Here is a 26268-nt window from a genome sequence, read left to right as displayed (position 1 = left end):
GGTGTGGGGCCGGGGTGCGCTCCGGCCTAGGACCCCTTCGCCGAGGTCAGCCCGGTCAGCCTGCCGAGCACATCGACCTTTCCGCCGTCGCCGACGGGCGGTATCACCACGGCCTGGCTGGAGATCCGCTCCTTCGTCAGCGAGGACGTGACCGCACCCGTCAGCAGGGCCTTCACATCCGGGTGGACCGTCAGGGTCACCCCCTTGGCCGCGGTCTCCCGTTCGAAATTCCGTACGGTGAAGAAGACCAGCGCCCCACCGTCCTCGGTGGTCAGCCCCAGCGGCGCGTACTCCCCGGTGTCCAGCGGCTGGTCGATGTACTGCGTGGACTTGCCGGGCCGATTCGCCGCCTTGCGGCGCGAGTCGCGCCAGCCGGAGGTGTGCGGGCCGTCGGCGAAGTACTCCGGTTCCCCGGTCCGCAGATATGCGGTGTAGTCCTCGCCCAGATCGCGCGGGGCCCGGGTCAGCGCGGTGCTGTTCGGGGCGACGGACTCCGCGTGGCCGTTCTTGTCGGTCTTCAGAGCGGGGATGCGGTCGGGCGAGAGGATCGTCAGATAGCCGGCCTTCCAGGTGTGCGCCGGCCCGTTGCGCAGAAAGACCAGCACCCAGCGGTTGTCCTGGGCGCCGGCGTCCGCGTCACGGTTGGAGTCGACGTCGGCGAGGAAGAACCGCGGCCAGCCCGCCTTCTTCGGGATCGTGAACCGGGCGTCGGTCAGCCGCAGCGGCACATGCTGCGGATTGCCGTCGGGGTAGTTGACGCTACGCGCCTTGATACCGGCCTGGTTGATCGCGCCGAGGGCGCCGGCGACCCGGCCCGCGTCCAGCGCGGGATCGTACGCCTTGTCGGCGGCGTTGTACGCGTCGGTGAACCCCTTCAACGCTTCGGCCGCCTCGGCCGCGGTCGCCGCCGGGACGAGTTCCCGCTCCCCGTGCACGGTCACACAGCCGCTCGCCGTCAGGGCCAGGACCGCCACGGCCGTCACCATCATGAGGCCCGTCGACCGGCTGCCCCGGTGCTGCCCTCTCACCCGAATCGGCCTTCTCATCGGTCGTCTTCTCCTCGCCGCACGGTGACCGGCCGAAGCCTACCGGGGTGCGGAACAGCGCGGCCCCGGGGATCGCGTACAGCGCCCACACCGCGATCTGGAGGACGGTCGGCCCCGGCGAGAGATGGAGCACGCCGTACACGACCGTCCCGTACCAACTGTCCGGGGGGAGGGCGCCACTGACGTCGAACGCCTCATCGGCGGGTGCGCCCGGCGGGGGCCCGGCTAAGTCGGAGGTCGGCGGCTGGACGTCGGAGGCGGGAAGTCCGAAGCCGGAGGCCGCGTTCTGAACGGCGGGCGTCAGCCGGGTGGGCGGGGGGCATGGCAGGGCCGGTGGCAGGGCCATGAGATCAGAGCCCGGCCACCGGCCGGCCGGAATCCCGGTGAGAGGAGAGCCCGGCGCCCCCCGGTGGGAGGCGCCGGGGAGGGTCAGTCCGTGCGGCGGGGGAGCACCACGGGCGCGCCGGAGCGCGGATGCGGGAACACCTCGACCGGCTGTCGGTAGACCTGGCTGAGCAGCTCATCACGGAAGATCTCGGTGGGCTCCCCCTCCGCCGCCAACCGGCCCTCGTGCAGCACGGCGACCCGGTCTGCGTAGGCCGCGGCGAGGCCGAGGTCGTGCAGGACGACGACGACACCGTCCCCGGCCGCCGCCCGCTCGCGGCAGAGGCGGAGTACCAGTTCCTGGTGGCGCAGATCGAGCGCGGCGGTCGGCTCGTCGAGGAGCAGTAGCGGGACGCGCTGGGCCAGCACCCGGGCGAGGGCGACCCGGGCGCGTTCGCCCCCGGAGAGCGCGGAGAACGGCCGGTCGCCGAACTCGGTGGTCTCGGTGGCCGCCATCGCCTCGGCGACGGCGAGATCGTCGTCGTCCTCCAACTCGGTGCCGGCCCAGGGTGCGCGACCCATCCGTACGACCTCGGCCACCGGGAAGGGGAAGGAGAGCACGGCGGTCTGCGGCAGCACCGCCCGGCGCAGGGCGAGTTCGGCGGCGCTCCACTCGCGGGCCGGGCGGCCGGAGATCCGCACCGAGCCGCGGTCGGCGGGGAGATCGGCGGCGAGGGCGCCGAACAGTGTCGACTTTCCGGCTCCGTTGGGTCCCACCAGGGCCAGCACCTCACCCGCGCGGGCCGACAGTTCGATACCGGCGAGGACCGCCCGGCCGCCGAGCCGGACATGGAGCCCCTCGACCTCGGCGAGTACGGTGCCGGGTGCGGGTCGGGCGGGCAGTTGCCGCCGTCGGTTGCCGAAGAGACTGATCATGCCCAACCACCCTGCTTACGACGGGTCCTGCGCAGCAGCCAGAAGAAGAAGGGGCTGCCGAAGAGTGCGGTGAGCACCCCGAGCGGAAGCTCGGCGGGCTCGGCGATCGTCCGCGCGGCGAGATCGCCGACGGCCAGCACCAGCGCGCCGCCGAGCGCCGAGCCGGGGACGAGGAAACGGTGGCCGGGGCCGTTCGCCATCCGCAGCAGATGCGGGACGAGCAGTCCGACGAAGGTGATGATGCCGGCGACGGCGACCGCGGCGGCGGTGAGCAGCGCGACGACGAGGATGAGGACGAGCCGGAGCCGTTCCACATCGACACCGAGATGGCGGGCCGGCCGCTCACCGAGGGCGAGCAGATCGAGCTTGCGCGCGTACAGCGGCGCGAGCAGCAGACCGAGGACGGTGCACGGCAGCACGGCGAGCACCTTCGGCCAGGTCGCCTGGGAGAGTGAGCCGAGCTGCCAGAACGTGATCTGGGTGATCTGCGCGTTGTCGGCGAAGAAGATGAACAGGCCGATCAGGGCGCCCGCGAAGGCGTTGACGGCGATACCGGTGAGGATGAGGGTGACGACCTCGCTCTTGCCGCCGGAGCGGGAGAGCACGTAGACGAGTGTCACGGTCAGGAGCCCGGCGACGAAGGCGCAGGCGGTGATGGTCCAGTTGCCGAAGAAGCTGAGCCCGAAGGCGATCGAGGCGACGGCGCCGACGGCCGCGCCGGCGGAGATGCCGATGATGCCCGGTTCGGCGAGCGGGTTGCCGAAGACGCCCTGCATGAGGGCTCCGGCGCAGCCGAGGGAGGCGCCGACGAGCAGGGCGAGGACGACCCGGGGGAGCCGGACGTTCCACAGGACGCTCTCGCCGACGCGGTCCAGGGCCTGACCGCCGAGTCCCATCCGGTGCTGGGCGGAGGCGATGACATCGCCGAGGGGGATGTCATAGGCGCCGTAGCCGGCGGAGACGAGGGTGACGAGGAAGAGGGCGCCGAGGAGCGAGGCGGTGAGGAGGTAGGCGGTGGAGCGGGGGCGTCGGGGCGGTTCCACGACGGGGGTGGTGCGGGGTGCGGTGGTCTGCTTCGCGACTGCGGTACGGGGGGTGGCCGCGGGTGCGGGGTCCTTGCTGAGCCGGGGCGCGGCGACGGGGGGTCGCTCGGCGGCCGGTTCGGTGAGGCCGGCCGGTTCGCCGGGTTCAGGGGGTTGGGTCGGCTGCGGCGCGGGGGGCGGCTTCGGCTGTTCAGTGGTCCTGGTCGGCTCCGTGCCTTCTGTGGCCTTGGTGGCCTTCGGGGCTCCGGTGGCGTCCGTGGCTCCGGTGGTTTCCGTCTCGTCCGTCGGGTCGGTCGCGGTTCCGGGGGTCGGCCGTTCCGGGGGCGTCGCCCCCGGCTGGGGCCGGGTGGAGATCGACATGGTCACTTACCGCCCGCGTAGAGCTGGTCGACCAGTGACTGCAACACCTCGTCGGTCCGGGGCCCGTAGTTCAGCATCACGCCGTCCGGGATCGACACCACCCTGCGGTCCATCCCGGCCGGGGTCTGCGCCACACCGGGGATCTTGACCAGACCGTCGATGCCGCCGACCGAGTCCAGGCCCTTCGACATCACCAGGATCGCGTCGGGCGCCGCCTTCGCGAGCGCTTCGCTGGTGATGGCGGTGAAGTCCTTCTCCAGACCGGACTCCTTGCCCGCGTCCACCGCGCCCGCCGCCTCCAGCAGGGACGCCGCACCCGACTCGCGCCCGCCGAGGAGGTACACCGACGCCGTGCCGCGCAGATACAGGAACGCGACCCGCGGCTTCTTCCCCTCGGTGGCCTGCGCCGGGATGTCCTTCTGGACCGCCGCGATGCGTGCCTCCGTACGCGTCTTCAACTCGGTGCCCGCCGCCTTCACGCCCAGCGCTGCGGCCACCGCGTCGATCCGGGTGCCGACATCGGACAGACTCTTCGCCGTCGTCACGACCACCAGCGGAATGCCCGCGTCACGTATCTGCTGAATGGATTCAGCAGGTCCCGACGCGGTCTCGGCGAGGACGACGGTCGGCTTCAGCGAGAGCACGCTCTCGGCCGACACATCGTGTCCCCGGGTCACCACCGGCAGATCCTTGGCCTGTTCGAAGGTGGCGGTGACATCGCGCGCCACCACCTTCTTCCCGAGCCCGAGGGTGAAGACCAGCTCGTTCAGCGATCCGGTCAGCGGCACGATCCGGTCGGTCGACGCGATGGTGACCTGCCGCCCGTCCGCCGACGGCACGGTCACCGGCAGCTCGGGCACCGGCGTCTTCGCCAGCGGCTCGACCCGGTCGGCGGCGGCGCCGGTGGCGGCGGTCCGACCCTTGGCGGCGGGCGAAGCGGAATCACCGCCGCAGCCGGTCGCCACCAGGGTGACGGTGAGCGCGGTAAGGGCCGCGCCCATCAGGCGAATTCTGCGCACCGAGCGCGTCGTGGCCTGTGAGAGCACCGAGGGCACCGTCCTGTCGTTCTGTGGCATGTCGTACGGGGGCGTCCCCCCATGGTCAATTCCCGTGGTGGTTTCGGTGGCCGGAACCCGGCACCGAGTCCGGCACCGGAGGCAAAAGCGGAATGCGGGGGGCTACCGGTACAGGGTGGACACAGCTTAGGTTAGCCTTACCTCGCTCTGCCAGACCGCCGCACCCCTCGGAGGGAACTCATGCTGCCGTTCAGACCGGCCCGCGCGTTCGCCGTCGCGCTCCTCGCGGCCGTGCTCGGGGCGCTGCTCCCAGCCGGTGCCGCCCATGCGGCGGAACGCACGGTCCAGGGCGGCAGACTCGACTGGGGACTGAAGTCCTCCTTCCAGAAGTACATCACCGGCCCCATCGCCAACGGCAACTACCGGCTCACGGCGGGCGCGGCCACGGTCGGCGGCAGCAACTACCGCTTCCACTCCGCCCAGGGCTCGTACGACCCGGGCACCGGCGCCTTCGAGGCGCGCTTCTCCGGTGGCGTCCACTTCACCGGCCACCGCAAGCCCGACGGCACCCATGAGCTGGACCTCTCACTCAGCCGCCCGACCGTCAAGATCTCCGGCGGTCGGGGCACCCTCCACGTGGACATGGTGAGCAAGGCCCGGAGCACCGGCAAGGTCACCACGTACAACCAGGTCGCCTTCGGCACGCTCAACCTCTCCGGCATCAACATGCGCGGCGGCTCGGGGCCCATCGGCCTCACCAACATCCCCGCCACGCTCACCTCCCAGGGCGCCGCCGCCTTCGCCGGGTTCTACACCGCGGGCACGCCCCTCGACCCGATCAGCCTGAACGTCGACCTCGCGGCCGCGCAGGCGCCGCAGAAGCCGCAGCCGAACAAGCCCCAGCCGCCCGCGGCCAAGCCCCCGGTCACGGCACAGCCCCCGCGCGCCGCCGGAGTGCTCCAGAACGCCGCCGTCGACTGGGGGGTGCGCCGCACCTTCCGGGAGTACGTGACCGGTTCCATCGCCCAGGGCCAGTGGACCCTCTCCGGCGGGGCCCAGGACGGCGGAGCCCTCTTCCGCTTCCCGCAGGGCAAGGGCACCTACGACGCGAAGACCCAGACCCTGAACGCCTCCTTCGCCGGGTCCGTGCGCTTCACCGGCGAGCACCTCGACCTCACGCTGGGCCGGGTCACCACCCGGGTGGCGGCCGGCCTGGGCACGCTGAGCGCCGATGTGACCGCCGCCGGCCGCACCGAGAAGGCGGTCCCCCTGGTCACCTTCGTCGCCAAGGACTTCACCCCCAAGAACGGTCTCGCGGCCCTCACGGAGGCCCCGGCCACCCTCACCGCGGGCGGCGCCAAGGCGTTCGGCTCGATGTACAAGGCGGGCACCGTGATGGACCCGGTCTCGCTCGCCGTCGCCGTGGACAAGGCGGCGCAGCTTCCCGCCCTTCCCGATCTGGGCAGTGACGTCAAGCCGGCGCCGAGCCCGGCGCAGTCCGAGCCGAAGGCCGAGTCCGCGTCCGCCGTGGCACCCGCCGCCGACTCGTCGGACTCGACCGTTCCCACCTGGGTCTACGTGGCCGCGGGCGCCGGTGTCCTCGCCGCTGCCGCCGCCGTCGCCCTCTTCGTCGTACGCCGTCGCCGTACGACCCCGAACTGATCCGGACTGAAGGAGTAGCCACCATGACAGCCAACCGTCGTTCCCTGAGCATCGCCGCGGCGGCGGCCACCGCGGCCGCGTTCGGAGCAACCGCGCTCGCCCTCCCCGCGGTCGCCGCCGCGAGTTCACCGGCTGCCGCCGGCGCCACGGCCGACCAGGCCACTTCATCGGCGGCGGGGGCGACCACCATCGGGCTGAAGGACGGCACGCTGGAGTGGGGCTTCAAGGGAACCTTCCGCAAGTATGTGAAGGCGAAGAACATCAGCGTCGCCGACGGCGCGAAGCAGGCGCCCGACAACGGGCCCTTCACCTTCACGGGCGGCACCGGCACCTACGACACCAAGTCGCACGGCACGAGTACGGCCTTCCAGGGCAGCGTGCTGTTCAACTCGGCGCACTTCACGATGGAGTTCGCCGATGTGAAGATGGTCACCAACCGGACGAGCGGCAGCATCACCGCCGATGTCACGCTCGACGGCGAGCTCCACCCCGATCTCGCCATCGCCGCGCTCGATATGACGAAGGCCACCCGGGGCGGGGGCGAGGGCGGCGCGATGGTCTTCAGCGCCATCCCGGCGTCGATCACCGCCGAGGGCGGGCCGGTCCTCAACTACCCGGAGGGCGAGGTGCTGGACACCGCGACGCTCTCCGTGAAGGCGGATGGCGGCGGCCGGCCCGACCCGGGCAAGGACCCGGAGACGGACCCCGGTAAGGACCCGGAGAAGGACCCGGAGAAGGACCCCAACAAGGATCCTGAGAAGGAGCCCGAGAAGGACCCGGGGAAGGAGCCGGGCAAGGATCCTGAGAAGGACCCGGTCAAGGAGCCCGAGAAGGACCCGGTCAAGGAGCCCGACGCCGCCGTGAACGGCGCGATCGTCGACGGCAATCTCGACTGGGGCGTGATGAAGCGCTTCCGGGAGTACGTCGTCGGCAACTTCGCCAAGGGCAAGGCCGAACTGGCCGGTGGCGCGGTGAAGTCCGGCGAGGGCTACCGCTTCCCCAAGGGCAAGGGCAGCTACGACGCCGCCAAGGACTCCCTCTCGGTCTCCTTCGACGGCAGCGTCCGCTTCCTCGGCCACCTCAGCCAGGGCGTCTACGGTCTCGACCTCAAGCTGAGCGACATCAAGGTCAAGGCGACCGGCACCAAGGGCACGCTCTATGTGGACGTCAACACCAAGAGCAAGGACACGGGCAAGCCCCTCAACTACAACGACGTCGCGTTCGGCTCGCTGAGCCTGCCGGCCGGGGCGCTCAAGCCCGTGAACAAGACGGTGAAGCTGACCGCCGTACCGGGCACGCTGACCGCCGAAGGCCGCAAGGTGTTCGAGAACCAGTACGACCTGGGGGAGCCCCTCGACGCCGTCACGGTCGCGGCGGCCCTCGACAAGGGCGTCCCCCTGCCGCCCGGAGGCACCGGTGGCACCACAGGCGGTACCAACGGCGGCACCACGGGCGGCTCGACCAACGGTGGCACCACGGGCGGCTCGGTCGGCGGCACCGTCGGCGGCGGTTCGCTGGGTAGCGGCTCCGTGGGCGGCGGTTCGGTGGGCGGTACGACCGGCTCCGTCGGCGGCCCCGCCGATGGCTCGGTCGGCGGCGCACTCGCCTCCACCGGCGCCGGCCTCCCCACGACCGCGCTGCTCGCCGCATCGGCGGGCATCGCCGCGGCCGGCGCCGGTGTGGTCTTCGCGGTCCGCCGCCGTGGGGCCACCACCGAGTTCTGACCGGAGCGGTCCCGTACGTCCTGTACATCCCGTACGACCCTGATGGCAGGGCCGGTCCGACGCCACCCGCGTCGGACCGGCCCTGCCGTCGTACGGGCGCGCTGCTCGGCCGGTCCCGCCGCGCCGGGGGCGCGCCGTCCTGGGACGGCCGCCCACTCCCCACCCGGCTGGTGCTTCAATGCCCGGGTGAACGAACGCCACGCGCTCCATGTACTCGATGTGCTCGATGTGTTCTGCGGCCCCGACGGACGCCACGGGAACACCCTGGGAGTCGTACGCGACCCCCGACGCTTCCCCGACCAGGCGTCCCGCCAGGCCCTCGCCGCCGAACTCGGCTACAGCGAGACCGTGTTCGTGGACGACCCCGAACGCGGGGTGGTCGACATCTACACCCCCGGTCTACGGCTGCCGTTCGCCGGGCACCCGCTCGTCGGGGCGGCCTGGCTACTCGATCTGGCGGAGCTGAACCCGCCGGCCGGGCAGGTGTGGGCGCGCGGCGACGGGGAGTTCACCTGGATCACCGCGCGGGCCGAGTGGGCGCCGCCCCGGACCCTGACGCGGTACGCGTCCCCCGCCGAGGTGGACGCGCTGCCCGCGCCGCCACCGGGGGAGGGCTGGCTCTACGCCTGGGCGTGGGAGGACGAGGCGGCCGGGCGGGTACGGGCGCGGGGCTTCCCCCGGCGCGACGACGGCATCGTGGAGGACGAGGCCACCGGCGCGGCGGCCCTCCTGCTCACGGATCTGCTCGGGCGGGCCCTGAACATCACTCAGGGCCGGGGGTCGCAGATCCTGACGGCCCCCGGCCCTGACGGCACGGTCGAGATCGGCGGACGGGTACGCCTCGCGGCGCCCGCCCCCGTACTGACTCCGGTACCCCCTCCGGCCCTGGTGCCCAAGCGCCGTACTTCTTTCTTTTGAGGGCTCGGTTCGCCTCCGGGGCGCTGTGAGCGTGCGTCGACGGTCGATCGTGCTCGGTCCCTCGTACCTCGGGACCTGCGCGCGTTCTCCCTTTCGACCCCCGCGCGCCCCTTCGGCTCACTCGCCACGGGTGCCCGGGCCATGGGTACGGGGGCGCCCCTTCGGCTCATTCGCCGAAGGGGCGCCGGGTACGGCTCGCTGACCGCACGGGCCCTACGCGCTCAGCGGGAACTCCGCGCCCAGCTCGCGGAAGACCGCGCCGTTGAAGTCGAACGCCCGCTTGCACTCGTCGATGATCCGCTTCTTCTCCAGATCGTCCGCGTTCACCGCGTCCAGCAGCTCGCGGTAGCCCCGCTTGAAGGCGGCCGGGTTGCCGATCTCCTCGAAGACGTAGAACCGCACGCCGTCGCCCTTGCGGTCGAAGCCCCAGGTCTTCTCCGCCTTGTCCCGGATGATCTGGCCACCGGAGAGGTCCCCCAGGTAGCGGGTGTAGTGGTGTGCGACGTAACCGGCCGGCCAGCTCTCGGCGCACTCCGCGACCCGTGCCGCGTACGCCGTGGTCGCGGGCAGCGGGGCGACGCCCGCACGCCAGTCGGCACCCCGCAGATGCGCCAGATCGCGCTCCAGCTCGGCCGTGCGGAACAGCTCGGGCTGGATGAAGGGCCCGGCGATCGGGTCGTCCTTCAACGACGCGGCGGCGCTCTCCAGCTCCCGGTACACGAACCAGAGCTGCTCGGTGTATCGGGCGTACGCCTCGACACCGAGCCGGCCACCGAGGAGGTGGCCCATGAAGGGGGAGGTCTCCGCCTCTGTGTGCTGCTCGTGGGACGCGACACGGATGAGCGTGGAGAAGGGCGTGCCGGTGGGCGTGCCGGTGGCGGTGACGTCCAAGGCGGACCTCCAGGGACCAGGGGGGACGGAACGAACGGGCGGCGACAGCCCATGGCTGCCACCGCCTCCGATCATCCTACTTAGGCATACCTAAGTCAATGTGTTCCCGACGACCTGTCGGTAAAAACGTTCGCCCCGGCGCGCCTCAGGGAAGCGTGAGGATTTCCGTTCCCGTCTCGGTCACCACCAGCGTGTGCTCGAACTGGGCGGTGCGCCTGCGGTCCTTGGTCACCACGGTCCAGCCGTCCTCCCACATGTCGTACTCGTACGTACCGAGGGTGAGCATCGGCTCGATGGTGAAGGTCATGCCCGGCTGGATGACGGTGGTCGCGTGCGGGGAGTCGTAGTGCGGGACGACCAGCCCGGAGTGGAACGAGGTGTTGATCCCGTGCCCGGTGAAGTCCCGGACGACCCCGTAGCCGAAACGCTTGGCGTAGGACTCGATGACCCGACCGATGACATTGATCTGGCGGCCCGGCCTGACCGCCTTGATGGCCCGCTCCAGGGACTCCCGGGTGCGCTCCACGAGCAGCCGGGACTCTTCGTCCACATCACCACAGAGGTAGGTGGCGTTGTTGTCGCCGTGGACGCCGTCGATGTACGCGGTGACGTCGAGGTTCACGATGTCACCGTCGCGGAGCACGGTGGAGTCGGGGATTCCGTGGCAGATGACCTCATTGATCGAGGCGCAGAGCGACTTGGGGAAGCCGCGGTAGCCGAGTGTGGAGGGGTAGGCGCCGTGGTCGCACATGAACTCGTGGGCGACCCGGTCGAGTTCGTCGGTGGTCACCCCGGGGGCGATGTGCTTGGCGGCCTCCGCCATCGCGCGGGCGGCGATCCGCCCCGCGACACGCATCCGCTCGACGGTGTCGGAGTCCTGGATCTCCGGCCCGGTGTACGGGGTCGGCGCGGACTTGCCGACGTACTCGGGGCGCCGGATGGCGGCGGGGACGGGGCGGGGGGGAGAGAGCTCACCTGGGACGAGCAGCGACTGGCCAGACATGTCAGCGAGTCTAACCAGGGGGTGTGGGGCAGCATGGCGAGAGAGGAAGGGAGCCGACGATGGCCTTGTTCAAACGGCGCACGGTGGGTAAGCCGGGCGAGTGGTACTACTGCCTCCAGCACCAGAAGGTCGAGGAGGGGCCGGACTGCCCGGCGAAGGACCGTTTCGGACCGTACGGGACGCGCGAGGAGGCAGAGCACGCGATGGAGACCGCGCGCGAGCGGAATCTGGAGTGGGAGACCGATCCGAAGTGGCACGACAAGCCACCGGGGGAGCGGGACGGCTGACCGGCTGGCGGGGCGCGCGTCCCGGCCGACGCTCCACCGAGGGGCGGGACGGCTGACGGTCCAGCGGTCCAGCGGGGGGTGGGGCCGCACTGTGGCGGCCCCCCGCCCGTCACCGTGCCGCCCCCGCCCGTCACTCCGCCAGCGTCGCCTGCTGCTGCGCCCGGCGCCGTAGCGCGTCCTCGTCCGTCGACGCGTCGTACCGCAGCAGCTTCGGCAGCGCCAGCGTCAGCAGCGCCACCCCCGCCACACACATCACCCCGCCAGCGCCGATCGCCGCCCGGGTGCCGGTCCATCCCGCCATCGCCCCCGCGCGGACCTGGCCCAGTTGGGGGCCGACGCTGTACGAGAGCACCTCGATCCCCGCCAGCCGGCCCCGCAGCTCCTCCGGGATCGTCTGGTTCCAGATGGTGGAGCGGCCCAGGCCGCTCAGGGTGTCCCCGGCGCCCGCCACCGCCAGACACGCCAGCACCAGCCAGACATTGCTGAACCACCCCGCCGCGGCGATGGCGAGCCCCCACACCGCCGCCCCGTAGACCACGAAGAGCCCGTGCCGCCGCACCCGTGAGGTCCAGCCGCTCGTCAGGCTCAGCACCACCGAGCCGAACGAGATCGCCGCGAACATCAGGCCCAGCGACCACTCCGCGCCCAGGTCCTCCGCGAGGAAGGGGAAGATCGCGACCGGGAAGGCGAAGACCATCGCCACCAGGTCGATCGCGTACGTCCCCAGCAGGACCGGACGCGACCAGGCGTAGCGCGCGCCCTCCGCTATCCCGCGCAGCGACGGCTTCTCCGCGTCGTGCGCGGCCGGCGCGGGCGCCAGCCGCAGACACATCAGTACGGACACCGCGAACCCGACGATCGTGATCCCGTACGCCGTCGCATGGCCCGCGTACGCCACCACCAGACCGGCCACGGCGGGCCCCGCGATCCCGCCGAGCTGCCAGCGCAGGGTGTTCAGCGCCGCCGCGGCGGTGAGCTGGTCATGCGGCACGATCCGGGCCATCAGCGAGTCCAGCGCCGGGCGCTGGAGCCCCGCCAGTGCCGAGACCCCCGCCGCCACCACATAGAGGGGCCAGAGCAGCGGATTCGGCAGCAAGGCGTTGACCAGCAGGATCACGGCCAGCAGCCCGAGGCCGACCTCGGTCCAGAGGATCATCTTGCGCCGGTCGGTGGAGTCGGCGAGTGCCCCTCCGTAGAGCCCGAACACGATCAGTGGCACCAGCTCGACCGCGCCCATCGCGCCGACCGCCAGCGGTGACCCCGTCAGATCCTTGATCTGCAACGGCAGCGCGATCATCGCCATGAAGCTGCCGAAGTAGGTGATCAGGCCCTGGACCCAGAGTCGGCGGAAATCCGGCGAGGAACGCCATGGCGAGAGGTCGGGGAGTACGGCGGAGAGCTTCGAGGTCACAACGGGCCATCGTCCGTCCCCGGAAACGCCCCCGGCAACCGAATTACCCGCCCGCCCCGGTCCTGGCACGGGCGCCCCCGGCCGGCCGGGGGCTACCAGCGGCCCGGTGGCGGTGAGGTCAACTGGTCCACCAGCCGTGACAGCCGGTCCTGGAACCGCCACCGCCCGCGCGCCCCCGGCAGGCAGTTCTCCCCGGCCGCCGCGCTCACCAGATGCTGCACCGTGTCCAGGTCCAGTTCGTCGTCGGCCACCGTCAGGGCCTCATGGGCCAGCCCGTGCACCTCCGGGTGCCCGCCGTCCAGCGCCAGCACCGTCGCGCCCGCCCGGCGCGCGTCGTGCACCCGCTCCAGCAGCCCGGCCCCTGGCCGGCCCGGCGCCACCAGCAGCAGGGTCTCCCCGCGCCCCGCCGCCGCCAGCCTGGCGAGACCGACGCCCAGATGCGCCGGGCCCCCGGGGCGCACCCGGTGCCGTACCAGCGTCGGCGCCAGCTCCGGCAGACCGGACCAGGCGGCCTCGTCCACCAGATGCGCCGCCAGGTGCCAGGGTTCGTACTCCTCGGTGCCCACCAGCAGCAGCCCACCGCCCTGGGGCACCACGGACGAGCGCAGCACCCCCGCGAATCGTCGGGTGGTGGCCGGCCACTCGGTGCCCGCCAGGACTTCGCGCAGCAGCGCGACACGTACGGCATCCATGGCCCGCATCCTGTAGTACCGGCCGCGCCGGTACGGGGGCGTTGCCCGATGCTCACCCGTACGGGACCCTCCGGCGGCGAGACCATCCGTCAGCAGGGTCAGCAGGGTCAGCAGGGTCGGCAGGGTCGGCGGACGGTGATCGTGGGAGGCGTCGGCGGGACCGTGACCGAAGTCGCACGGGAGTCCGTACCCTCGTCCCTACCTGCGAGTAGGGTCGGGCCATGACTTCCCATGACACCGCGGGCGACACCGCGCCCGCCGCCAAGCCCGCGCCGAAGGATCCCTGGGACCTCCCCGACGTGTCCGGTCTCGTCGTCGGCGTCCTCGGCGGCACCGGCGACCAGGGGCGGGGGCTCGCCTACCGGCTCGCCAGGGCCGGACAGAAAGTGATCATCGGCTCCCGGGCCGCCGAGCGCGCCGAGACCGCCGCCGCCGAGCTGGGCCTCGGCATCGAGGGCGCCGAGAACGCCGAGTGCGCCCGGCGCAGCGATGTGGTGATCGTCGCCGTCCCGTGGGAGGGACACGGCAAGACCCTGGAGGCGCTGCGGACCGAACTGGCCGGCAAGCTCGTGGTCGACTGCGTCAACCCCCTCGGCTTCGACAAGAAGGGCGCCTACGCGCTCAAGCCGGCCGAGGGCAGCGCCGCCGAGCAGGCCGCCGCCCTGCTGCCCGACTCACGGGTGACGGCCGCCTTCCACCACCTGTCGGCGGTACTGCTCCAGGACGCCACGATCGACGAGATCGACACCGATGTGATGGTGCTCGGCGAGTCGCGTGCGGACACCGACATCGTCCAGGCGCTGGCGGGCCGGATTCCCGGGATGCGCGGAGTCTTCGCCGGCCGGCTGCGTAACGCCCACCAGGTGGAGTCGCTGGTCGCCAACCTGATCTCGGTGAACCGCCGCTACAAGGCGCACGCGGGCCTGCGCGTCACCGACATCTGAGCCGACATCTGAACCGATATCTGAGCCGACATCTGAGCGCCGGCTTGACCGACACCTGAGCTGACGTAGGTGCCGGATCGGGGCATGGGGGACACTGGACGGGACGTCCGTACACCCCCGACAGGAGCCGTACCCCATGCCCCGCCTCGCTCTCTACGCACTCGCCGTCTGCGCGCTCGCCATCGTGGCGGCGGTGGTCTCCTTCGTCCAGGGCCTCTGGATCGGGGTCGTCTGGGTGCTGCTCGCCGGACTGGCGTCCAACATGGCCTGGTACTACCTGCGCAGGGCGAAGGCCGAGCGCGCCGCCGCCGAGCACGCCACCACCGGCTGACGCGCCCGTACCCGTACCCCCGTACCGCCGGAGCCCCCCCGGCGGTCGTCGCGCACCGCCGCGTCCTAGCCGTCGTCGCGGACCGCCGCGCAGAACTCGTTCTCCCCCTGCCAGAAGCGGTAGTACTCCCGGCCGCAGTCGGCGTCCAGGTCCGCCACGCCCAGACTCCGCAGGATCGCGTCGACCCCGTCGAAGAAGGCGCCGTTCACCTCCGGGATGAAGAGCAGCGCGAAGACCGCGATCAGCCCGTACGGCGCGAAGGGCTCCACTTGGCGACGGATCTTGTACGAGAGCCAGGGCTCGATCACCCCGTACCCGTCGAGCCCCGGTACCGGCAGGAAGTTCAGGAGTGCGGCGGTCACCTGGAGCAGCGCCAGGAAGGCGAGCGCGAAGCGGACCAGGTCCGGGACGCCGTCCAGTGCGTCCAGCCAGAACGGCGCGGTGCAGACGACCGCGAAGAGCACATTCGTCAGCGGGCCGGCCGCCGAGATCAGACTGTGCCGCCACCGCCCCCGGATGCGCTCCCGCTCGATGAAGACCGCGCCACCGGGCAGGCCGATGCCGCCCATGATGACGAAGAGCACCGGCAGCACGATGCTCAGCAGGGCGTGGGTGTAGGCGAGCGGGTTGAGCGTCAGATAGCCCTTCGCGCCGACCGAGATATCGCCGCTGTGCAGCGCGGTCCTGGCGTGCGCGTACTCGTGCAGACAGAGCGAGACGATCCACGCCGAGGTCACGAAGAGGAACACGGCGAGCCCGGCCGACGCCGAGAAGTCCGTCCAGACCGCCCAGCCGGTCACCACCATCACGGCGACGATCCCGAGGAAGACAGGGCTGACGCGCCGGCCGCTGTGGCGGGAGGTGGCGGAGGTCATGGGCACGGCTCCAGAGATGAGGGGGTGGGGGATGAGGGGGCGGGAGGGCGGCGGAGGCGGAGACGGTGGTACGGGGTGAGGGCGCGGGAGTGGATGGTGGGCGCGGGAACGACCGTACCGGTGACGGAGGAGGAACGTCCCGTGGTCGCCCGGCCGTTCCCGCCCGTGGCCCCGCCGTCCGCACCAGGGACAATGGGGGCGTGCGCATCTCGCTGCTCGGCCCCACCCAGGCACTCCACGACGACGGCACCCCCGTCGCACTCGGCGGGGCGCGGCTGCGTGCGCTGCTGACCATACTGGCGCTGCGGGCCGGCCGGCCGGTCCCGGTCGACGCCCTCATCGACGAGGTGTGGGGCGCTGAGCCGCCGGCGGACGCAGTCGGCGCGGTCCAGGCACTGGTCGGAAGGTTGCGCAGGGCGCTCGGCCGGGAGGCGGTGGCGTCGGCCGGGTTCGCCGGCTACCGGCTCGGAGTGGACGCCGATCACATCGATCTGTACCGGTTCGAGCGGCTGGTGGCGGACGGCGCCCGCGCACTGGAACAGGGCGACACCGCGAAGGCGCTGGCGCTGCTGGACGACGCGCTGGCGCTGTGGCGGGGCCCGGTGCTGGCCGACCTCCCGGACCGCGCGGTGGAGGCCGCCCGCTGGGAGTCCCGACGGCTGGACGCCCGCCGCACCCGGCTCGCGGCGGCGCTGGCGCTCGGCCGGGCCGAGGAGGCGCTGCCGGAGCTGGTGGCGCTCTGCCAGGACCATCCGATCGATGAATCCCTCCAGGTCCTGCGGTTGCGTGCGCTGCGGGCTACCGGCCGCCCGGCCGAGGCGCTGGCGGCGTACGAGACCTTCCGCCGTGAACTCGCGGAGCGGCTGGGGACCGACCCGGGGCCGGGGCTGCGGGCGCTCCACGCGGAGCTGCTGTCACCGGACGGCCGGGTGGCGCCGGAGGGAGCCGGGCCGGAGCTGAACAGAACCGCCGCGAGCCCGACCGACCCGACCGACCGGACTGACCGGATCGACCGGACTGACCGGACTGACCGGATCGACCGGATCGACCGGACTGACCGGATCGACCTGCTCAACCGGCCCGCCCCGCCCACGACCGCCTCAGCGCCCGCTGTGCCCACCGCGCCCGTCAGGCTCCCCGCGGACACCGAGTCCCCCGCGCGGCCCGCCACCCACCGCCCCGCCCCCGCGACCGCGCCGCCGACCGTCGCCCCCGCCCCGCCACCGGGCAATCTGCGGGCCCGGCTCACCTCGTTCGTCGGGCGGGAGCGCGATATCGAGGCGATCCGGAGCGACCTCCGGAGCGCCCGGCTCGTCACTCTCCTCGGCCCCGGAGGCGCCGGGAAGACCCGGCTCTCCCAGGAGGTCGCCGAACTGGTCGCCGCCGAAGCCCCCGACGGGGTCTGGGTCGCCGAACTGGCCCCTGTGGACGACCCCAACGATGTGCCCGAGGCGGTCCTCACCGCTCTCGGCGCCCGGGAGACCGTGCTCCGCGGCGCCGGCGCCGAGGAGGTGCGCGCCGCCGAACGGTCCGGTGACGACCCCCTCGTACGGCTCGTCGAACACTGCGCGCGCCGCCGAATGCTCATCCTCCTCGACAACTGCGAACACGTCGTGGCCGCCGCCGCCACCCTCGCCGAACGGCTGTTGGAGAGCTGCCCCGGACTGACCGTGCTCGCCACCAGCCGGGAACCACTGGGAGTGCCCGGCGAGTTGGTACGTCCGGTGGAGCCGCTGCCCGCTCCCACCGCACTGCGGCTGCTGGCGGACCGGGGTGCCGCCGCCCGCCCCGGGTTCCGTACGGACGACGATCCGGACGCCTGTGCCGAGATCTGCCGCCGCCTCGACGGGCTGCCGCTCGCCATCGAACTGGCCGCCGCCCGGCTCCGGATGCTCACCCCGCGCCAGATAGCCGACCGGCTGGACGACCGGTTCCGGCTGCTGACCGGCGGCAGCCGCACCGTCCTGCCCCGCCAGCAGACCCTGCGCGCCGTGGTCGACTGGTCCTGGGACCTCCTCGACGCCCCCGAACGCGCCGTCCTGCGCCGCCTCTCCGTCTTCTCCGGCGGCTGCGATCTGGCCGCCGCCGAAGCGGTCTGTACGGAGGAGGGCGCGGAGGTCGCCGACAGCCTCGGCGGACTGATCGACCGGTCCCTCGTCGTCGCCGCCCCCGACGGCGCGCGCGGGATGCGCTACCGACTGCTCGAAACCGTCGCCGAGTACGCCTCCGCACGGCTCGACGAGGCCGCCGAACGCGCCACCGTCGAGCGCCGCCACCTCGTCCACTACCGGGAGCTGGCCCGCACCACCGACCCGCTGCTGCGCGGTCCCGACCAGGCCGCCGCGATCGAACTGCTGGGTCTTGAGTACGAGAATCTGCGCACCGCGCTCCGCCACGCCATCGCGGCCGATGACGAACACGAGGCGCTCCAGCTCGTCCTCTCGCTCTCCTGGTACTGGCAGATGCGGGACCTGCGCTCCGAGGCCCGGCACTGGGCCGCGGCCGCCTGCGAGCTGGGCCCTGACCCCTTCGCGCCGCCGTACACCCCCGCGACCCCGGTCTTCGAGCGGTTCACGGACGCCCCGCCGCCCATGTCGCCCGAGCTGCTGCTCGAAGCCCGCCGGGGGGCCGCCCTGCTCCGGATGGTCTTCACCAACTACGACATCGGCAACTGGCACGCCCCCGGCAATCTGGAACGGCTGAGAGGGATCACCCGGGTCTACCGGCCGGGCCTCCCGCAGACTTGCCGCTCCCCGGGCACGCTCTGGTTCTTCGCGGTGCTGATGACCGGGGACGTGGACGCGGTCCGGCGGATGATGGACGAGACCGTCGCCGCGTGCCGGCGTCACGGGTACGAATGGGAGCTGGCCTCCGCCCTCCAGGACCGGGCCAACATCCTCGCCAACCGGGGTGACTGGGCCGGTGACGCCCGGCGGGACGCCGACGAGGCGTTGGAGATCTTCACCCGGCTCGGTGACATCTGGGGCGCCGCCGAGGCGCTGTCCGCACGGGGCGAGGCCCATGAGCGGCGCGGCGCGTTCGCCAGCGCGGCCGAGGACTTCACCGCCGCCGTCGCGTACGCGGAGCGGATCGGCGCGCAGGTCCAGGTGGGTGTCCTACGCGCCCGGCTGGCCGGCACCCTGATCGAGCTGGGGGAGGGGGAGCGCGGTGAGGCCCTGCTCCGTCAGGTGTTGGCCGAGAACGGCACATCGGACAACGAGTCCACGGCCATCGCCCGGATCTATCTCACCATCTGGCTTGGTCGCACCGGCCGGCGCGGTGAGGCCCGGACCGAGATCGCGCGCCTGTTCGAACAGTTCCGTTCCAGCACACTGGCGATCTTCGAGGGCATGATGACCGGGTATCTCGCCTGGCTGGATCTCGCCGACGGCCACCATCAGCGGGCGCTGGATCTGGCCCGGGAGGCGCTGGCGACCGCACGGGAGGGGCTGAGCCAGATGGTCGCCCCGCAGATGGTCGCGGCGCATCTGGTGACGGCGGCGGGGGCGCTGGTCGGCGGCTGGCCCGAGCGGGCGGCCGACGCGGTCCGGATGCTCGCGGTCGCCGACGCCCAGATCCCGCCCGCCCACTTCCCGACCCTGTACGAGCGGGAGGGCAGGGCCGATGTGGAGGCCGCGGTACGGGCGGTGCTCGACGCCGCCGCCTACGACGCCGCCTACGCCGACGGCGGCGGACTCACCGTCGAGGAGGCCGCCGCCCTCTGAGCGCGGCCGTCAGGTCTTGTTGCGGAACTTCGCGACCGCCAGGGGTGCCGTGACGAGGGTGATCACTGCCGCCCAGCCGAGCGTCCACCAGACGGAACTCGCCAGCTCGCCCCCGTTGACCAGGGCCCGCGCCGCGTCCGCGAGGTTCGACAGCGGGTTGTAATCGGTGAAGGTCTTCAGCCAGTCCGGCATCGTCGTGGGCGGGGCGAAGATGGACGAACCGAACTGGAGCGGCAGCAGTACCAGCATCGCCATGCCCTGGACGGCCTGCGGCGTCTTCAGGGAGAGACCGAGCAGGATGAAGATCCACATCAGTGAGGCGCCGAACAGGAGGGAGAGGGCCATCGCGGCGGCCAGCTCCAGCACGGAGGTCTTGACCTCCATGCCCAGCAGGAAGCCCATGCCGAGCAGGATGAACATGGAGACCGTCATCCGGCCGATCTCCACGATGATCTTCGCGATCAGGACGGACGACCGGGCGATCGGCATCGACCGGAACCGGTCCATCACCCCCTTCTTGAAGTCGTCGTTGACCCCCGTGCCGACGGCCATGGCGATGTTCATGCCCATCATCGCCATCAGACCCGGCACCACGTAGTTGACGTAGTCGGCCTGGTTGCCGTCGCCGGAGATCGCGCCGCCGAAGACGTAGACGAACAGCAGGGTGAAGACGACGGGCATCAGCAGGGCGTCGAACATCGACTCCGGGTCCTGCTTGATCTGGAGGGCGTTGCGGCGCACCAGTGCGCTGATGTGCCGCAGATTGCTGCGCAGCCCGATCCGGCCCTCCCCGATCTGGCCGCCTTTGCCCGGCGCGGTCGCCGCCTTCGTCCACGCGTCCGGGCCCGTCCCCGTACCCCTGCCCGCGTCCGTATCCGTCGTCGTGCCCGTGCCCGTGCTCATGCTTGTGCTCATGCGGCGACCTCCTCGGAAAGCGGTTCGGACACCGGTGGCTTCTCACCGGTGATGGCCAGGAACACCTCGTCCAGGCTGGGCAGTTGCGTACTGATGTCCGCTATCCCGAAGCCGTGCGCGGCCAGCAGCGCGATGACGGCGGTCAGTTGGGTGTCGGCGAGGATGGGGACATAGAGCCGCCCCTCGTCGGGGACGATCGTCGCCCCGGCGATACCGTCGAGACCCGCGTCGCCGAGCGCCCGTGCCATCGCGGGCAGCCGGGCGGGATCGGTCGGCCGGATCCGGAGCGTCCGGCCGCCGACCTTCGCCTTCAGCTCGTCCACCCCGCCGCTGGCGATGACCTTGCCCCGGTCGATCACCGTCAGCTCGTTGGCGAGCCGCTCGGCCTCCTCCATGTACTGGGTGGTGAGCAGTACGGTCACCCCGTCCGCGACCATCCGCTGCACCTCGTCCCAGACCTCGTTGCGGGTCCGGGGGTCCAGCCCCGTCGTCGGTTCGTCCAGATAGAGCACGGCCGGCCGGCCGATCATCGAGGCCGCCAGGTCCAGCCGGCGCCGCATCCCGCCCGAGTACTGCATCACGGGCCGCTTCGCCGCCTCCGTGAGCGAGAAGCGCTCCAGCATCGAGTCGGCCCGGCGACGGGCCTCCGGGCGGGGCAGATCGAGCAGCCGCCCGATCATGTACAGGTTCTCCCAGCCGGACAGCTTCTCGTCGACCGATGCGTACTGCCCGGTGAGTCCGATCGTGCGGCGCAGCTGGCGGGGCTGCCGGACCACGTCGTATCCCGCCACGGTGGCGGTTCCGGCGTCGGGGGTGATGAGGGTGGAGAGGCAGCGTACGAGGGTGGTCTTGCCGGCACCGTTGGGGCCGAGCACGCCGAGCACGGTCCCCTCGCGGACGTCCAGGTCCACGCCGTCCAGTGCCTTGGTCGCGCCGTAGTGCTTGACCAGCCCCCGGACCTCGACGGCGTGGTCGCTGCCGCCGTACGGGTTCTTGTCGATTCGTGTCATGGCACTGACGATGCCCGCACGCGCCGACAGCGCGCCGACAGGCCGTCGACACCCCACCGACACGCCCGACCCGGCCCTGCCCCCGGACGGCCGACAGCCCGCCGACGGGGGAAGATCGGCGGGCTGTCGTCTGTGCCGGGAGTGGTTCGGGGATCCCGTCGGCTCGGTGGCCCGAGGCTCGGTGGCCCGAGGCTCGGTGGGCCGTGGCTCAGTGGAAGGTGTGCTCCGGGAGCGGGAACTCGCCGCCGACCACATCGTCGGCGAACGCCTTCGCGGCGTCCCCCAGCGTCTGCCGCAGATTCGCGTACTGCTTGGTGAAGCGCGGCACCTTGCCGCCCGTGAGCCCGGCCATATCGGTCCAGACGAGCACCTGCGCGTCCGTGTCCGGGCCCGCGCCGATACCGATGGTCGGGATGTGGAGCGAACGGGTGATCTCGGCGGCGACCTCGGCCGGGACCAGCTCCAGGACGACGGCGAAGGCGCCCGCCGCCTCGGCGGCCTTGGCGTCGTTGAGCAGCCGGTGCGCGGCCTCGTCGCCACGGCCCTGCACCCGGTAGCCCATGGTGTTGACGGACTGCGGGGTCAGCCCGAGGTGGGACATGACCGGGATGCCCGAGCTCACGATGAGTTCGGTCTGCGGCAGGGAGCGCTCGCCGCCCTCCAGCTTGATCGCGCCGACGCCCGCCTCCTTGACCAGCCGGGTGGCGTTGCGCAGGGCCTGTACGGGGCCCTCCTGGTACGAGCCGAAGGTCAGGTCGCCGACGACGAGGGCGCGGGTGGTGCCCCGTACGACGGCGGCCGACAGCAGGGTCATCTCGTCCATGGTGACCGGCACGGTGGTCTCGTAGCCGAGGTGGGCGTTGCCCATGGAGTCACCGACGAGGACGACCGGGATGCCCGCCTCGTCGAAGACGGATGCGGTCATGGCGTCGTAGGCGGTGAGCATCGGCCACTTCTCGCCGCGCTCCTTGGCGGCGGCGATGTCATGGACGGTGATGCGACGAGTGCCCTTCCCCCCGTACAGCGCCTTGCTGCTGTCGGTGGACTTCTGGGCAGCCTGAAGCGTCATGGCTAACGGCTCCTTACGTCATCTCGAAGCGCCCTGACGGCGTCTCCGGATCACCTCCCATGGTGGCACCTCGTGCCGCCCGCGCGGAAGGGGCCCCACACATGATCGCGGAGGTTTCCTATACGAGACGGTCTCGTATCGAAATGCGCTACGGTGTTGCCATGCCGGACTCCGCCGCCCCGCCCCCCGCCGTCCCCCGCGTCCCGGAAGCGGTCCACCGCCGCCGCTGGGCGATCCTCGCCGTGCTGATGTTCAGCGTCCTCATCGTCGTTCTCGACAATTCGATCCTGAACGTGGCCGTGAAGACCATCGCCGCCCCCGCACCCATCGGCATCGCCGCCACCCAGAGCGAGCTGGAGTGGGCGATCAACTCCTACACGCTCGTCTTCGCCGGCCTCCTCTTCACCGCCGGACTGCTCGGCGACCGCTTCGGCCGGAAGCGGATCCTGCTGGTCGGGATCGTCGTCTTCGGCGTCGGCTCGGCGTTCGCCGCCTTCTCCGGCAGCCCCGGCGAGCTGATCACCCACCGTGCCGTGATGGGCCTCGGCGCCGCCCTCGTGATGCCCGCCACCCTCGCCATCGTGATGAACATCTTCGAGCGCGACGAGCAGCCCAAGGCCATCGGCATCTGGGCGGGCAGCGTCGGCCTGGCCATCGCGATAGGCCCGATCACCGGGGGCGTGCTGCTGGAGCACTTCTGGTGGGGCTCGATCTTCCTCGTCAATGTGCCGGTCGTGATCGTCGGCTTCATCGCCATGGCGGTCCTGGTGCCCGACTCCCGGGACCCGAGCCCCGGCCGGCTCGACCCGGTGGGCGTCCTGCTCTCCGTCATCGGCCTGGTCCTGCTGGTCTACGGCATCATCCGGGGCGGCGAGCTGGCCGATTTCACCACCGCGTCCGTCCTGCTGCCGCTGCTCGGCGGGGTGGCCGTCCTGATCGCCTTCGTACGGTACGAGAAGCGCAGCGACCACCCGGCCCTGGACATCTCGGCCTTCCGCGTCCCCGCCTTCTCCGCCGCCGTCGCCGCCATCGCGCTCGTCTTCTTCGCCCTGATGGGGGTGACGTTCTTCGCCGCCTTCTACCTACAGAGCGTGCGCGGTCTCAGCCCGCTGGAGTCGGGGCTGCTCATCCTGCCGCTGGCGGTGGCCCAGATGGTCTTCGCGCCCCGCGCCCGACTGGTCGTCGACCGCTTCGGGGTCCGGTTGGTCTGCGCCGTCGGCATGGTGCTGGTCGCCGCCGGGCTCGGGGTGTTCGCCCTGGTGGACGCCGCGACCCCGCTCTGGGCGCTCGCGGTGGCCTTCTTCGTCCAGGGCGTCGGCATGGCCCATGTCATGCCGCCCGTCACCGTCACCGTGATGCAGGCGCTGCCCCGCGAGAAGGCGGGCTCCGGCTCGGCGGTCAACAACACCTTCCGCCAGGTCGGCGGGGCGCTGGGCATCGCCGTACTCGGTTCGGTGCTCTCCGCCCGCTACCGGAGCGGGATCGAGGAACACCTCCAGGGCCTCCCGGACGGACTGCGGGAGACGGCCGGCGAGTCGATCGAGGCCACCCTCGGCGTCGCGGACCGGCTCGGCCCCGCGGGCGACGCGCTCATCGGTCCCGCGCGGGAGGCGTTCCTCGACGCCATGAGCCTCACCGCGCTCGGTTCGGCGCTGGTCGCGCTGGTCGGCGCGCTGGTCGTGGCGCGCTACCTGCCGGGCCGGCTCACGGCCCCGGCCGTACCCCCACAGCGGTCGCCGGACGCGGCGCCGGAGACGGTACGGGAAGGGGCCCAGGACGAGGCGGTACGGGGAGGGGCCCAGGAGGAGGCTCAGAAGGCGGCCGAGCGCTGATCGGCCAGTGGCGAGGGCCCACCACCCGGCCGGGCGGTGGCACCGCGCGCGGTCGGCGAGAATCGACCGTGACGACGGCGGTTGGAGACGGAGCGGACGTGCCCCTGCAGGAGCAGCATCACCCCGAACGCGGAACCGGCCCGGAGCGGGCCGTGACGAACCGGCGCGGGCGCCCCCGCAGCGAGGCGGCCGAGCGTTCCATCCTCGACGCGGTGGTCCGCCTCCTGGACGAGGGCGTCCCCCTCGCCGAACTCTCCATCGAGCGCATCGCCCGCACCGCCGGGGTCGGCAAGGCCACCATCTACCGCCGCTGGGAGGGCAAGGAGGCCCTCTTCCTCGATGTGGTGCGCGCCATGGAACCGGTCGACCCGCCGCTGCCCGGCACCTCCGTGCGCGACGACCTCGTCGCCCTCGTCGAGATGGTCCGCCGCCGCGGCCTCGCCAAACGCTCCTCCGCCCTGGTCTACAGCGTCTTCGCGCAGATGCAGAACCATCCCCGGCTGTGGGAGATGTACCACGACATCTCGGTCGCGCCCCGGCGCCGGATGATGGACGACGTGCTGCGCCGGGGCGTCGACCGGGGTGAGATCCGCGACGACCTCGACTTCGAGTTGCTCAGCGATCTGTTCGTGGGCCCGATGCTGGTCCGCACGGCGCTGCGGCCAGAGACGACACCGCCCGAGGGCAGCGCGGAGCGGATCGTCGACGTCGTACTTGCGGGTGTACGTCCCCCGGCCGGCCGGGCAGGCTAGAAACGCCGTGCCCCGGGCACACTGACGCGCCGCGCCCGGCACGGTCGTGCGCCGCGCCCGGCGAATTGATGCGACGCGCCCGGGAATCCGTCACGCCGCACGCGGGAAACTGGCGCGCCGCGTCCGGGAATCGCCGCGCCGGGCGGCAGCGCGGCGGGTGCGTGTTCCGTCACACCGCCCCCACCTGGACCGATACCAGGAACCGAAGACACCCGCCGCATCGTCATCCGGAACGTAGGGCCGCCCGGGGCGGTGAGACAAGTACCGTCATCACCTAGTGTCGACGCCGAGGCTGGTGTGACGGTGGCAAGGCAGTGAGGACAGCTCCATGGTGCAGGCGTACAAGACCGATACCGGGACCGGCGACCCGGGGAACCGGATCACGGGATCACGGGCCGGACGCCTGCTGGAACGCTGGCGCGGCGACCGGGACATCTGGCGGCGCGGCCTCCTGATCGCCGGCTGCGCCGTTCTGATCGCGCTGGTGATGATCTTTCACGCGCAGATCCCCAACCGCTTCGGGAACTTGGGCAGCCTGGGCGAGACATTCCTGCCCTGGCTGGGTGTCATCGCCATCCCGCCGCTGTTCGCCGCCGCGCTCTGGCGCCGGTCCGCCACGGCGCTGATCGCCCTGCTGCTACCGCTCGTTGTCTGGCTGAATCTCTTCGGCGGCCTGCTCACCGACAAGGCGGGCGGCGGCGGCGATCTGATGGTCGCCACCCACAACGTCAATGCGGAGAACCCGGACCCGGCCGGCACGGCCAAGGAGGTTGCCGCCTCCGGCGCCGACGTACTGGCGCTCCAGGAGTTGGCCCAGGGCGAGGTGGCGACCTACCGCGCGGCGCTCGCCGACACGTACAAGTACCACGCGGTACTGGGCACGGTAGGACTGTGGAGCAAGTACCCGATGACCGACACCGCGCCGGTGGCGATCCGGCTGGGCTGGACCCGCGCGATGCGCTCCACCGTCCAGACGCCCAAGGGCGAGGTCGCCGTCTATGTGGCCCATATGCCGTCCGTGCGGGTCAAGATGCACGCGGGCTTCACCGCCAACCAGCGCGACGACAGCGCGGACGCGCTGGGGGAGGCCATCGCCCGGGAGGGGGTCGGCAAGGTGGTGCTGCTCGGCGATCTCAACGGCACGATGAACGACCGCGCGCTGAACGCCATCACCTCCCAGATGCGATCCACCCAGGGCGCGGCGGGGAACGGCTTCGGCTTCAGCTGGCCGGCGTCGTTCCCGATGGCCCGGATCGACCAGATCCTGGTGCGGGGGGTCGAGCCGGTGTCGTCGTGGAGCCTGCCCCGGACCGACAGTGACCATCTCCCGCTCGCCGCGCGGGTGGAGCTCTGACGAAGCGTCGGCCCAGGGGGTACGGGGACGCGCCGGCCGGTCCACGGGTACGGGCACCGGGACGCGCACGGCTCCGCGCCCCGGTCGGTGAGGCGGTACGGACCGGACCCCGGCCCGTACGCCCGCTGAGCCCCGGTTCCCGCCCGTA

The 26268-nt window shown here is 72.0% G+C and carries 22 protein-coding genes; 10 read left to right on the top strand and 12 right to left on the bottom strand.

The genetic code is table 11. From position 1 onward, the window contains the following. Positions 1-26: 26 nt before the first annotated feature. From ACH4S7_RS02430 to ACH4S7_RS02415, 4 genes are all read right to left on the bottom strand, one after another. Entirely contained in the window at positions 27-989 is a 963-nt protein-coding gene (locus ACH4S7_RS02430; RefSeq protein WP_398520005.1) for a hypothetical protein, read from the bottom strand. 486 nt (positions 990-1475) lie between these two features. After that, positions 1476-2306 carry a heme ABC transporter ATP-binding protein gene (locus ACH4S7_RS02425; RefSeq protein WP_398519172.1) on the bottom strand — a complete coding sequence of 277 codons (831 nt, stop codon included), beginning with the start codon at positions 2304-2306 and terminating at the stop codon, positions 1476-1478. Then, on the bottom strand, positions 2303-3349 hold the full coding sequence (locus ACH4S7_RS02420) for a FecCD family ABC transporter permease (protein WP_398520004.1): 1047 nt from the start codon (positions 3347-3349) through the stop codon (positions 2303-2305). Before ACH4S7_RS02420 ends, ACH4S7_RS02425 begins: the two co-directional genes overlap by 4 nt. 362 nt (positions 3350-3711) lie before the next feature. Next, entirely contained in the window at positions 3712-4710 is a 999-nt protein-coding gene (locus ACH4S7_RS02415) for a hemin ABC transporter substrate-binding protein (protein ID WP_398519171.1), read from the bottom strand. A 255-nt stretch (positions 4711-4965) separates the two neighbouring features. Here ACH4S7_RS02415 and ACH4S7_RS02410 point away from each other — a divergent pair, with 255 nt between their 5' ends. The 3 genes from ACH4S7_RS02410 (at position 4966) to ACH4S7_RS02400 (ending at position 9029) form a co-directional block, all read left to right on the top strand. Next, positions 4966-6387: an HtaA domain-containing protein gene (locus tag ACH4S7_RS02410; protein ID WP_398519170.1), complete on the top strand. Its 1422-nt coding sequence runs from the start codon at positions 4966-4968 to the stop codon at positions 6385-6387. Between the two features lie 23 nt (positions 6388-6410). Then, positions 6411-8111 (top strand): HtaA domain-containing protein, encoded by a 1701-nt coding sequence (locus tag ACH4S7_RS02405; RefSeq protein WP_398519169.1) that lies wholly within the window; start codon positions 6411-6413, stop codon positions 8109-8111. A gap of 186 nt (positions 8112-8297) precedes the next feature. Next, positions 8298-9029, top strand: a complete 732-nt coding sequence (locus tag ACH4S7_RS02400; RefSeq protein ID WP_398519168.1) for a PhzF family phenazine biosynthesis protein — start codon at positions 8298-8300, stop codon at positions 9027-9029. A gap of 213 nt (positions 9030-9242) precedes the next feature. Here the strand turns inward: ACH4S7_RS02400 and ACH4S7_RS02395 are convergent, their stop codons facing one another. Continuing rightward, positions 9243-9920: a heme oxygenase (biliverdin-producing) gene (locus ACH4S7_RS02395; RefSeq protein ID WP_398519167.1), complete on the bottom strand. Its 678-nt coding sequence runs from the start codon at positions 9918-9920 to the stop codon at positions 9243-9245. Between the two features lie 145 nt (positions 9921-10065). Then, positions 10066-10923 carry a type I methionyl aminopeptidase gene (map, locus tag ACH4S7_RS02390; protein WP_398519166.1) on the bottom strand — a complete coding sequence of 286 codons (858 nt, stop codon included), beginning with the start codon at positions 10921-10923 and terminating at the stop codon, positions 10066-10068. Positions 10924-10982: 59 nt separating this feature from the next. Here map and ACH4S7_RS02385 point away from each other — a divergent pair, with 59 nt between their 5' ends. Then, complete coding sequence (locus ACH4S7_RS02385; RefSeq protein WP_398519165.1) at positions 10983-11210, top strand: hypothetical protein; 228 nt, start codon at positions 10983-10985, stop codon at positions 11208-11210. A 130-nt stretch (positions 11211-11340) separates the two neighbouring features. Here ACH4S7_RS02385 and ACH4S7_RS02380 read toward each other — a convergent pair whose 3' ends face one another. Further along, positions 11341-12621: an MFS transporter gene (locus ACH4S7_RS02380; RefSeq protein ID WP_398519164.1), complete on the bottom strand. Its 1281-nt coding sequence runs from the start codon at positions 12619-12621 to the stop codon at positions 11341-11343. 92 nt (positions 12622-12713) lie between these two features. After that, the gene (locus tag ACH4S7_RS02375; protein ID WP_398519163.1) at positions 12714-13313 is read right to left on the bottom strand and encodes a hypothetical protein; all 600 of its coding nucleotides are present in this window, start codon (positions 13311-13313) and stop codon (positions 12714-12716) included. Positions 13314-13534: 221 nt separating this feature from the next. Between ACH4S7_RS02375 and npdG the strand changes: the two genes are divergently transcribed. Both npdG and ACH4S7_RS02365 read left to right on the top strand, forming a co-directional pair. Next, positions 13535-14257: an NADPH-dependent F420 reductase gene (gene npdG / locus ACH4S7_RS02370; RefSeq protein ID WP_398519162.1), complete on the top strand. Its 723-nt coding sequence runs from the start codon at positions 13535-13537 to the stop codon at positions 14255-14257. A 136-nt stretch (positions 14258-14393) separates the two neighbouring features. Continuing rightward, positions 14394-14588 carry a hypothetical protein gene (locus ACH4S7_RS02365; RefSeq protein ID WP_398519161.1) on the top strand — a complete coding sequence of 65 codons (195 nt, stop codon included), beginning with the start codon at positions 14394-14396 and terminating at the stop codon, positions 14586-14588. 65 nt (positions 14589-14653) lie between these two features. On the opposite strand, the gene ACH4S7_RS02360 is transcribed toward ACH4S7_RS02365, so the two are convergent. After that, positions 14654-15463: a site-2 protease family protein gene (locus tag ACH4S7_RS02360; RefSeq protein ID WP_398519160.1), complete on the bottom strand. Its 810-nt coding sequence runs from the start codon at positions 15461-15463 to the stop codon at positions 14654-14656. A gap of 200 nt (positions 15464-15663) precedes the next feature. Between ACH4S7_RS02360 and ACH4S7_RS02355 the strand changes: the two genes are divergently transcribed. Further along, positions 15664-19188 (top strand): AfsR/SARP family transcriptional regulator, encoded by a 3525-nt coding sequence (locus tag ACH4S7_RS02355; protein WP_398519159.1) that lies wholly within the window; start codon positions 15664-15666, stop codon positions 19186-19188. A 9-nt stretch (positions 19189-19197) separates the two neighbouring features. On the opposite strand, the gene ACH4S7_RS02350 is transcribed toward ACH4S7_RS02355, so the two are convergent. From ACH4S7_RS02350 to panB, 3 genes are all read right to left on the bottom strand, one after another. Next, positions 19198-20091, bottom strand: coding sequence for an ABC transporter permease (locus ACH4S7_RS02350; protein ID WP_398520003.1), 894 nt, complete (start codon positions 20089-20091; stop codon positions 19198-19200). Between the two features lie 8 nt (positions 20092-20099). Continuing rightward, entirely contained in the window at positions 20100-21113 is a 1014-nt protein-coding gene (locus tag ACH4S7_RS02345; protein WP_398519158.1) for an ATP-binding cassette domain-containing protein, read from the bottom strand. A gap of 208 nt (positions 21114-21321) precedes the next feature. Next, positions 21322-22182: a 3-methyl-2-oxobutanoate hydroxymethyltransferase gene (panB, locus tag ACH4S7_RS02340; RefSeq protein WP_398519157.1), complete on the bottom strand. Its 861-nt coding sequence runs from the start codon at positions 22180-22182 to the stop codon at positions 21322-21324. Positions 22183-22343: 161 nt separating this feature from the next. Here panB and ACH4S7_RS02335 point away from each other — a divergent pair, with 161 nt between their 5' ends. The 3 genes from ACH4S7_RS02335 (at position 22344) to ACH4S7_RS02325 (ending at position 26120) form a co-directional block, all read left to right on the top strand. Continuing rightward, positions 22344-24014, top strand: a complete 1671-nt coding sequence (locus ACH4S7_RS02335) for a DHA2 family efflux MFS transporter permease subunit (RefSeq protein ID WP_398519156.1) — start codon at positions 22344-22346, stop codon at positions 24012-24014. Positions 24015-24118: 104 nt separating this feature from the next. Beyond that, complete coding sequence (locus ACH4S7_RS02330) at positions 24119-24766, top strand: TetR/AcrR family transcriptional regulator (RefSeq protein ID WP_398520002.1); 648 nt, start codon at positions 24119-24121, stop codon at positions 24764-24766. Between the two features lie 328 nt (positions 24767-25094). Further along, positions 25095-26120, top strand: a complete 1026-nt coding sequence (locus ACH4S7_RS02325) for an endonuclease/exonuclease/phosphatase family protein (RefSeq protein WP_398519155.1) — start codon at positions 25095-25097, stop codon at positions 26118-26120. The last annotated feature ends 148 nt before the right edge of the window (positions 26121-26268 follow it).

Origin of the sequence: Streptomyces sp. NPDC020965, from assembly GCF_044333555.1 — a bacterium.
Classification (GTDB): Bacteria; Actinomycetota; Actinomycetes; order Streptomycetales; family Streptomycetaceae; genus Streptomyces.
The sequence above is the reverse complement of the archived record's forward strand: the minus strand, read 5'-3'. Positions and strand labels throughout refer to the sequence as shown.

Coding starts and splice junctions, on each gene's coding strand:
- ACH4S7_RS02430 (WP_398520005.1), bottom strand. CDS start 989: ATGATGGTGACGGCCGTGGCGGTCCTGGCCCTGACGGCGAGCGGCTGT.
- ACH4S7_RS02425 (WP_398519172.1), bottom strand. CDS start 2,306: ATGATCAGTCTCTTCGGCAACCGACGGCGGCAACTGCCCGCCCGACCC.
- ACH4S7_RS02415 (WP_398519171.1), bottom strand. CDS start 4,710: ATGGGCGCGGCCCTTACCGCGCTCACCGTCACCCTGGTGGCGACCGGC.
- ACH4S7_RS02410 (WP_398519170.1), top strand. CDS start 4,966: ATGCTGCCGTTCAGACCGGCCCGCGCGTTCGCCGTCGCGCTCCTCGCG.
- ACH4S7_RS02405 (WP_398519169.1), top strand. CDS start 6,411: ATGACAGCCAACCGTCGTTCCCTGAGCATCGCCGCGGCGGCGGCCACC.
- map (WP_398519166.1), bottom strand. CDS start 10,923: ATGTCTGGCCAGTCGCTGCTCGTCCCAGGTGAGCTCTCTCCCCCCCGC.
- ACH4S7_RS02385 (WP_398519165.1), top strand. CDS start 10,983: ATGGCCTTGTTCAAACGGCGCACGGTGGGTAAGCCGGGCGAGTGGTAC.
- ACH4S7_RS02375 (WP_398519163.1), bottom strand. CDS start 13,313: ATGGATGCCGTACGTGTCGCGCTGCTGCGCGAAGTCCTGGCGGGCACC.
- npdG (WP_398519162.1), top strand. CDS start 13,535: ATGACTTCCCATGACACCGCGGGCGACACCGCGCCCGCCGCCAAGCCC.
- ACH4S7_RS02365 (WP_398519161.1), top strand. CDS start 14,394: ATGCCCCGCCTCGCTCTCTACGCACTCGCCGTCTGCGCGCTCGCCATC.
- ACH4S7_RS02360 (WP_398519160.1), bottom strand. CDS start 15,463: ATGACCTCCGCCACCTCCCGCCACAGCGGCCGGCGCGTCAGCCCTGTC.
- ACH4S7_RS02350 (WP_398520003.1), bottom strand. CDS start 20,091: ATGAGCACGGGCACGGGCACGACGACGGATACGGACGCGGGCAGGGGT.
- ACH4S7_RS02345 (WP_398519158.1), bottom strand. CDS start 21,113: ATGACACGAATCGACAAGAACCCGTACGGCGGCAGCGACCACGCCGTC.
- panB (WP_398519157.1), bottom strand. CDS start 22,182: ATGACGCTTCAGGCTGCCCAGAAGTCCACCGACAGCAGCAAGGCGCTG.
- ACH4S7_RS02335 (WP_398519156.1), top strand. CDS start 22,344: ATGCCGGACTCCGCCGCCCCGCCCCCCGCCGTCCCCCGCGTCCCGGAA.
- ACH4S7_RS02325 (WP_398519155.1), top strand. CDS start 25,095: ATGGTGCAGGCGTACAAGACCGATACCGGGACCGGCGACCCGGGGAAC.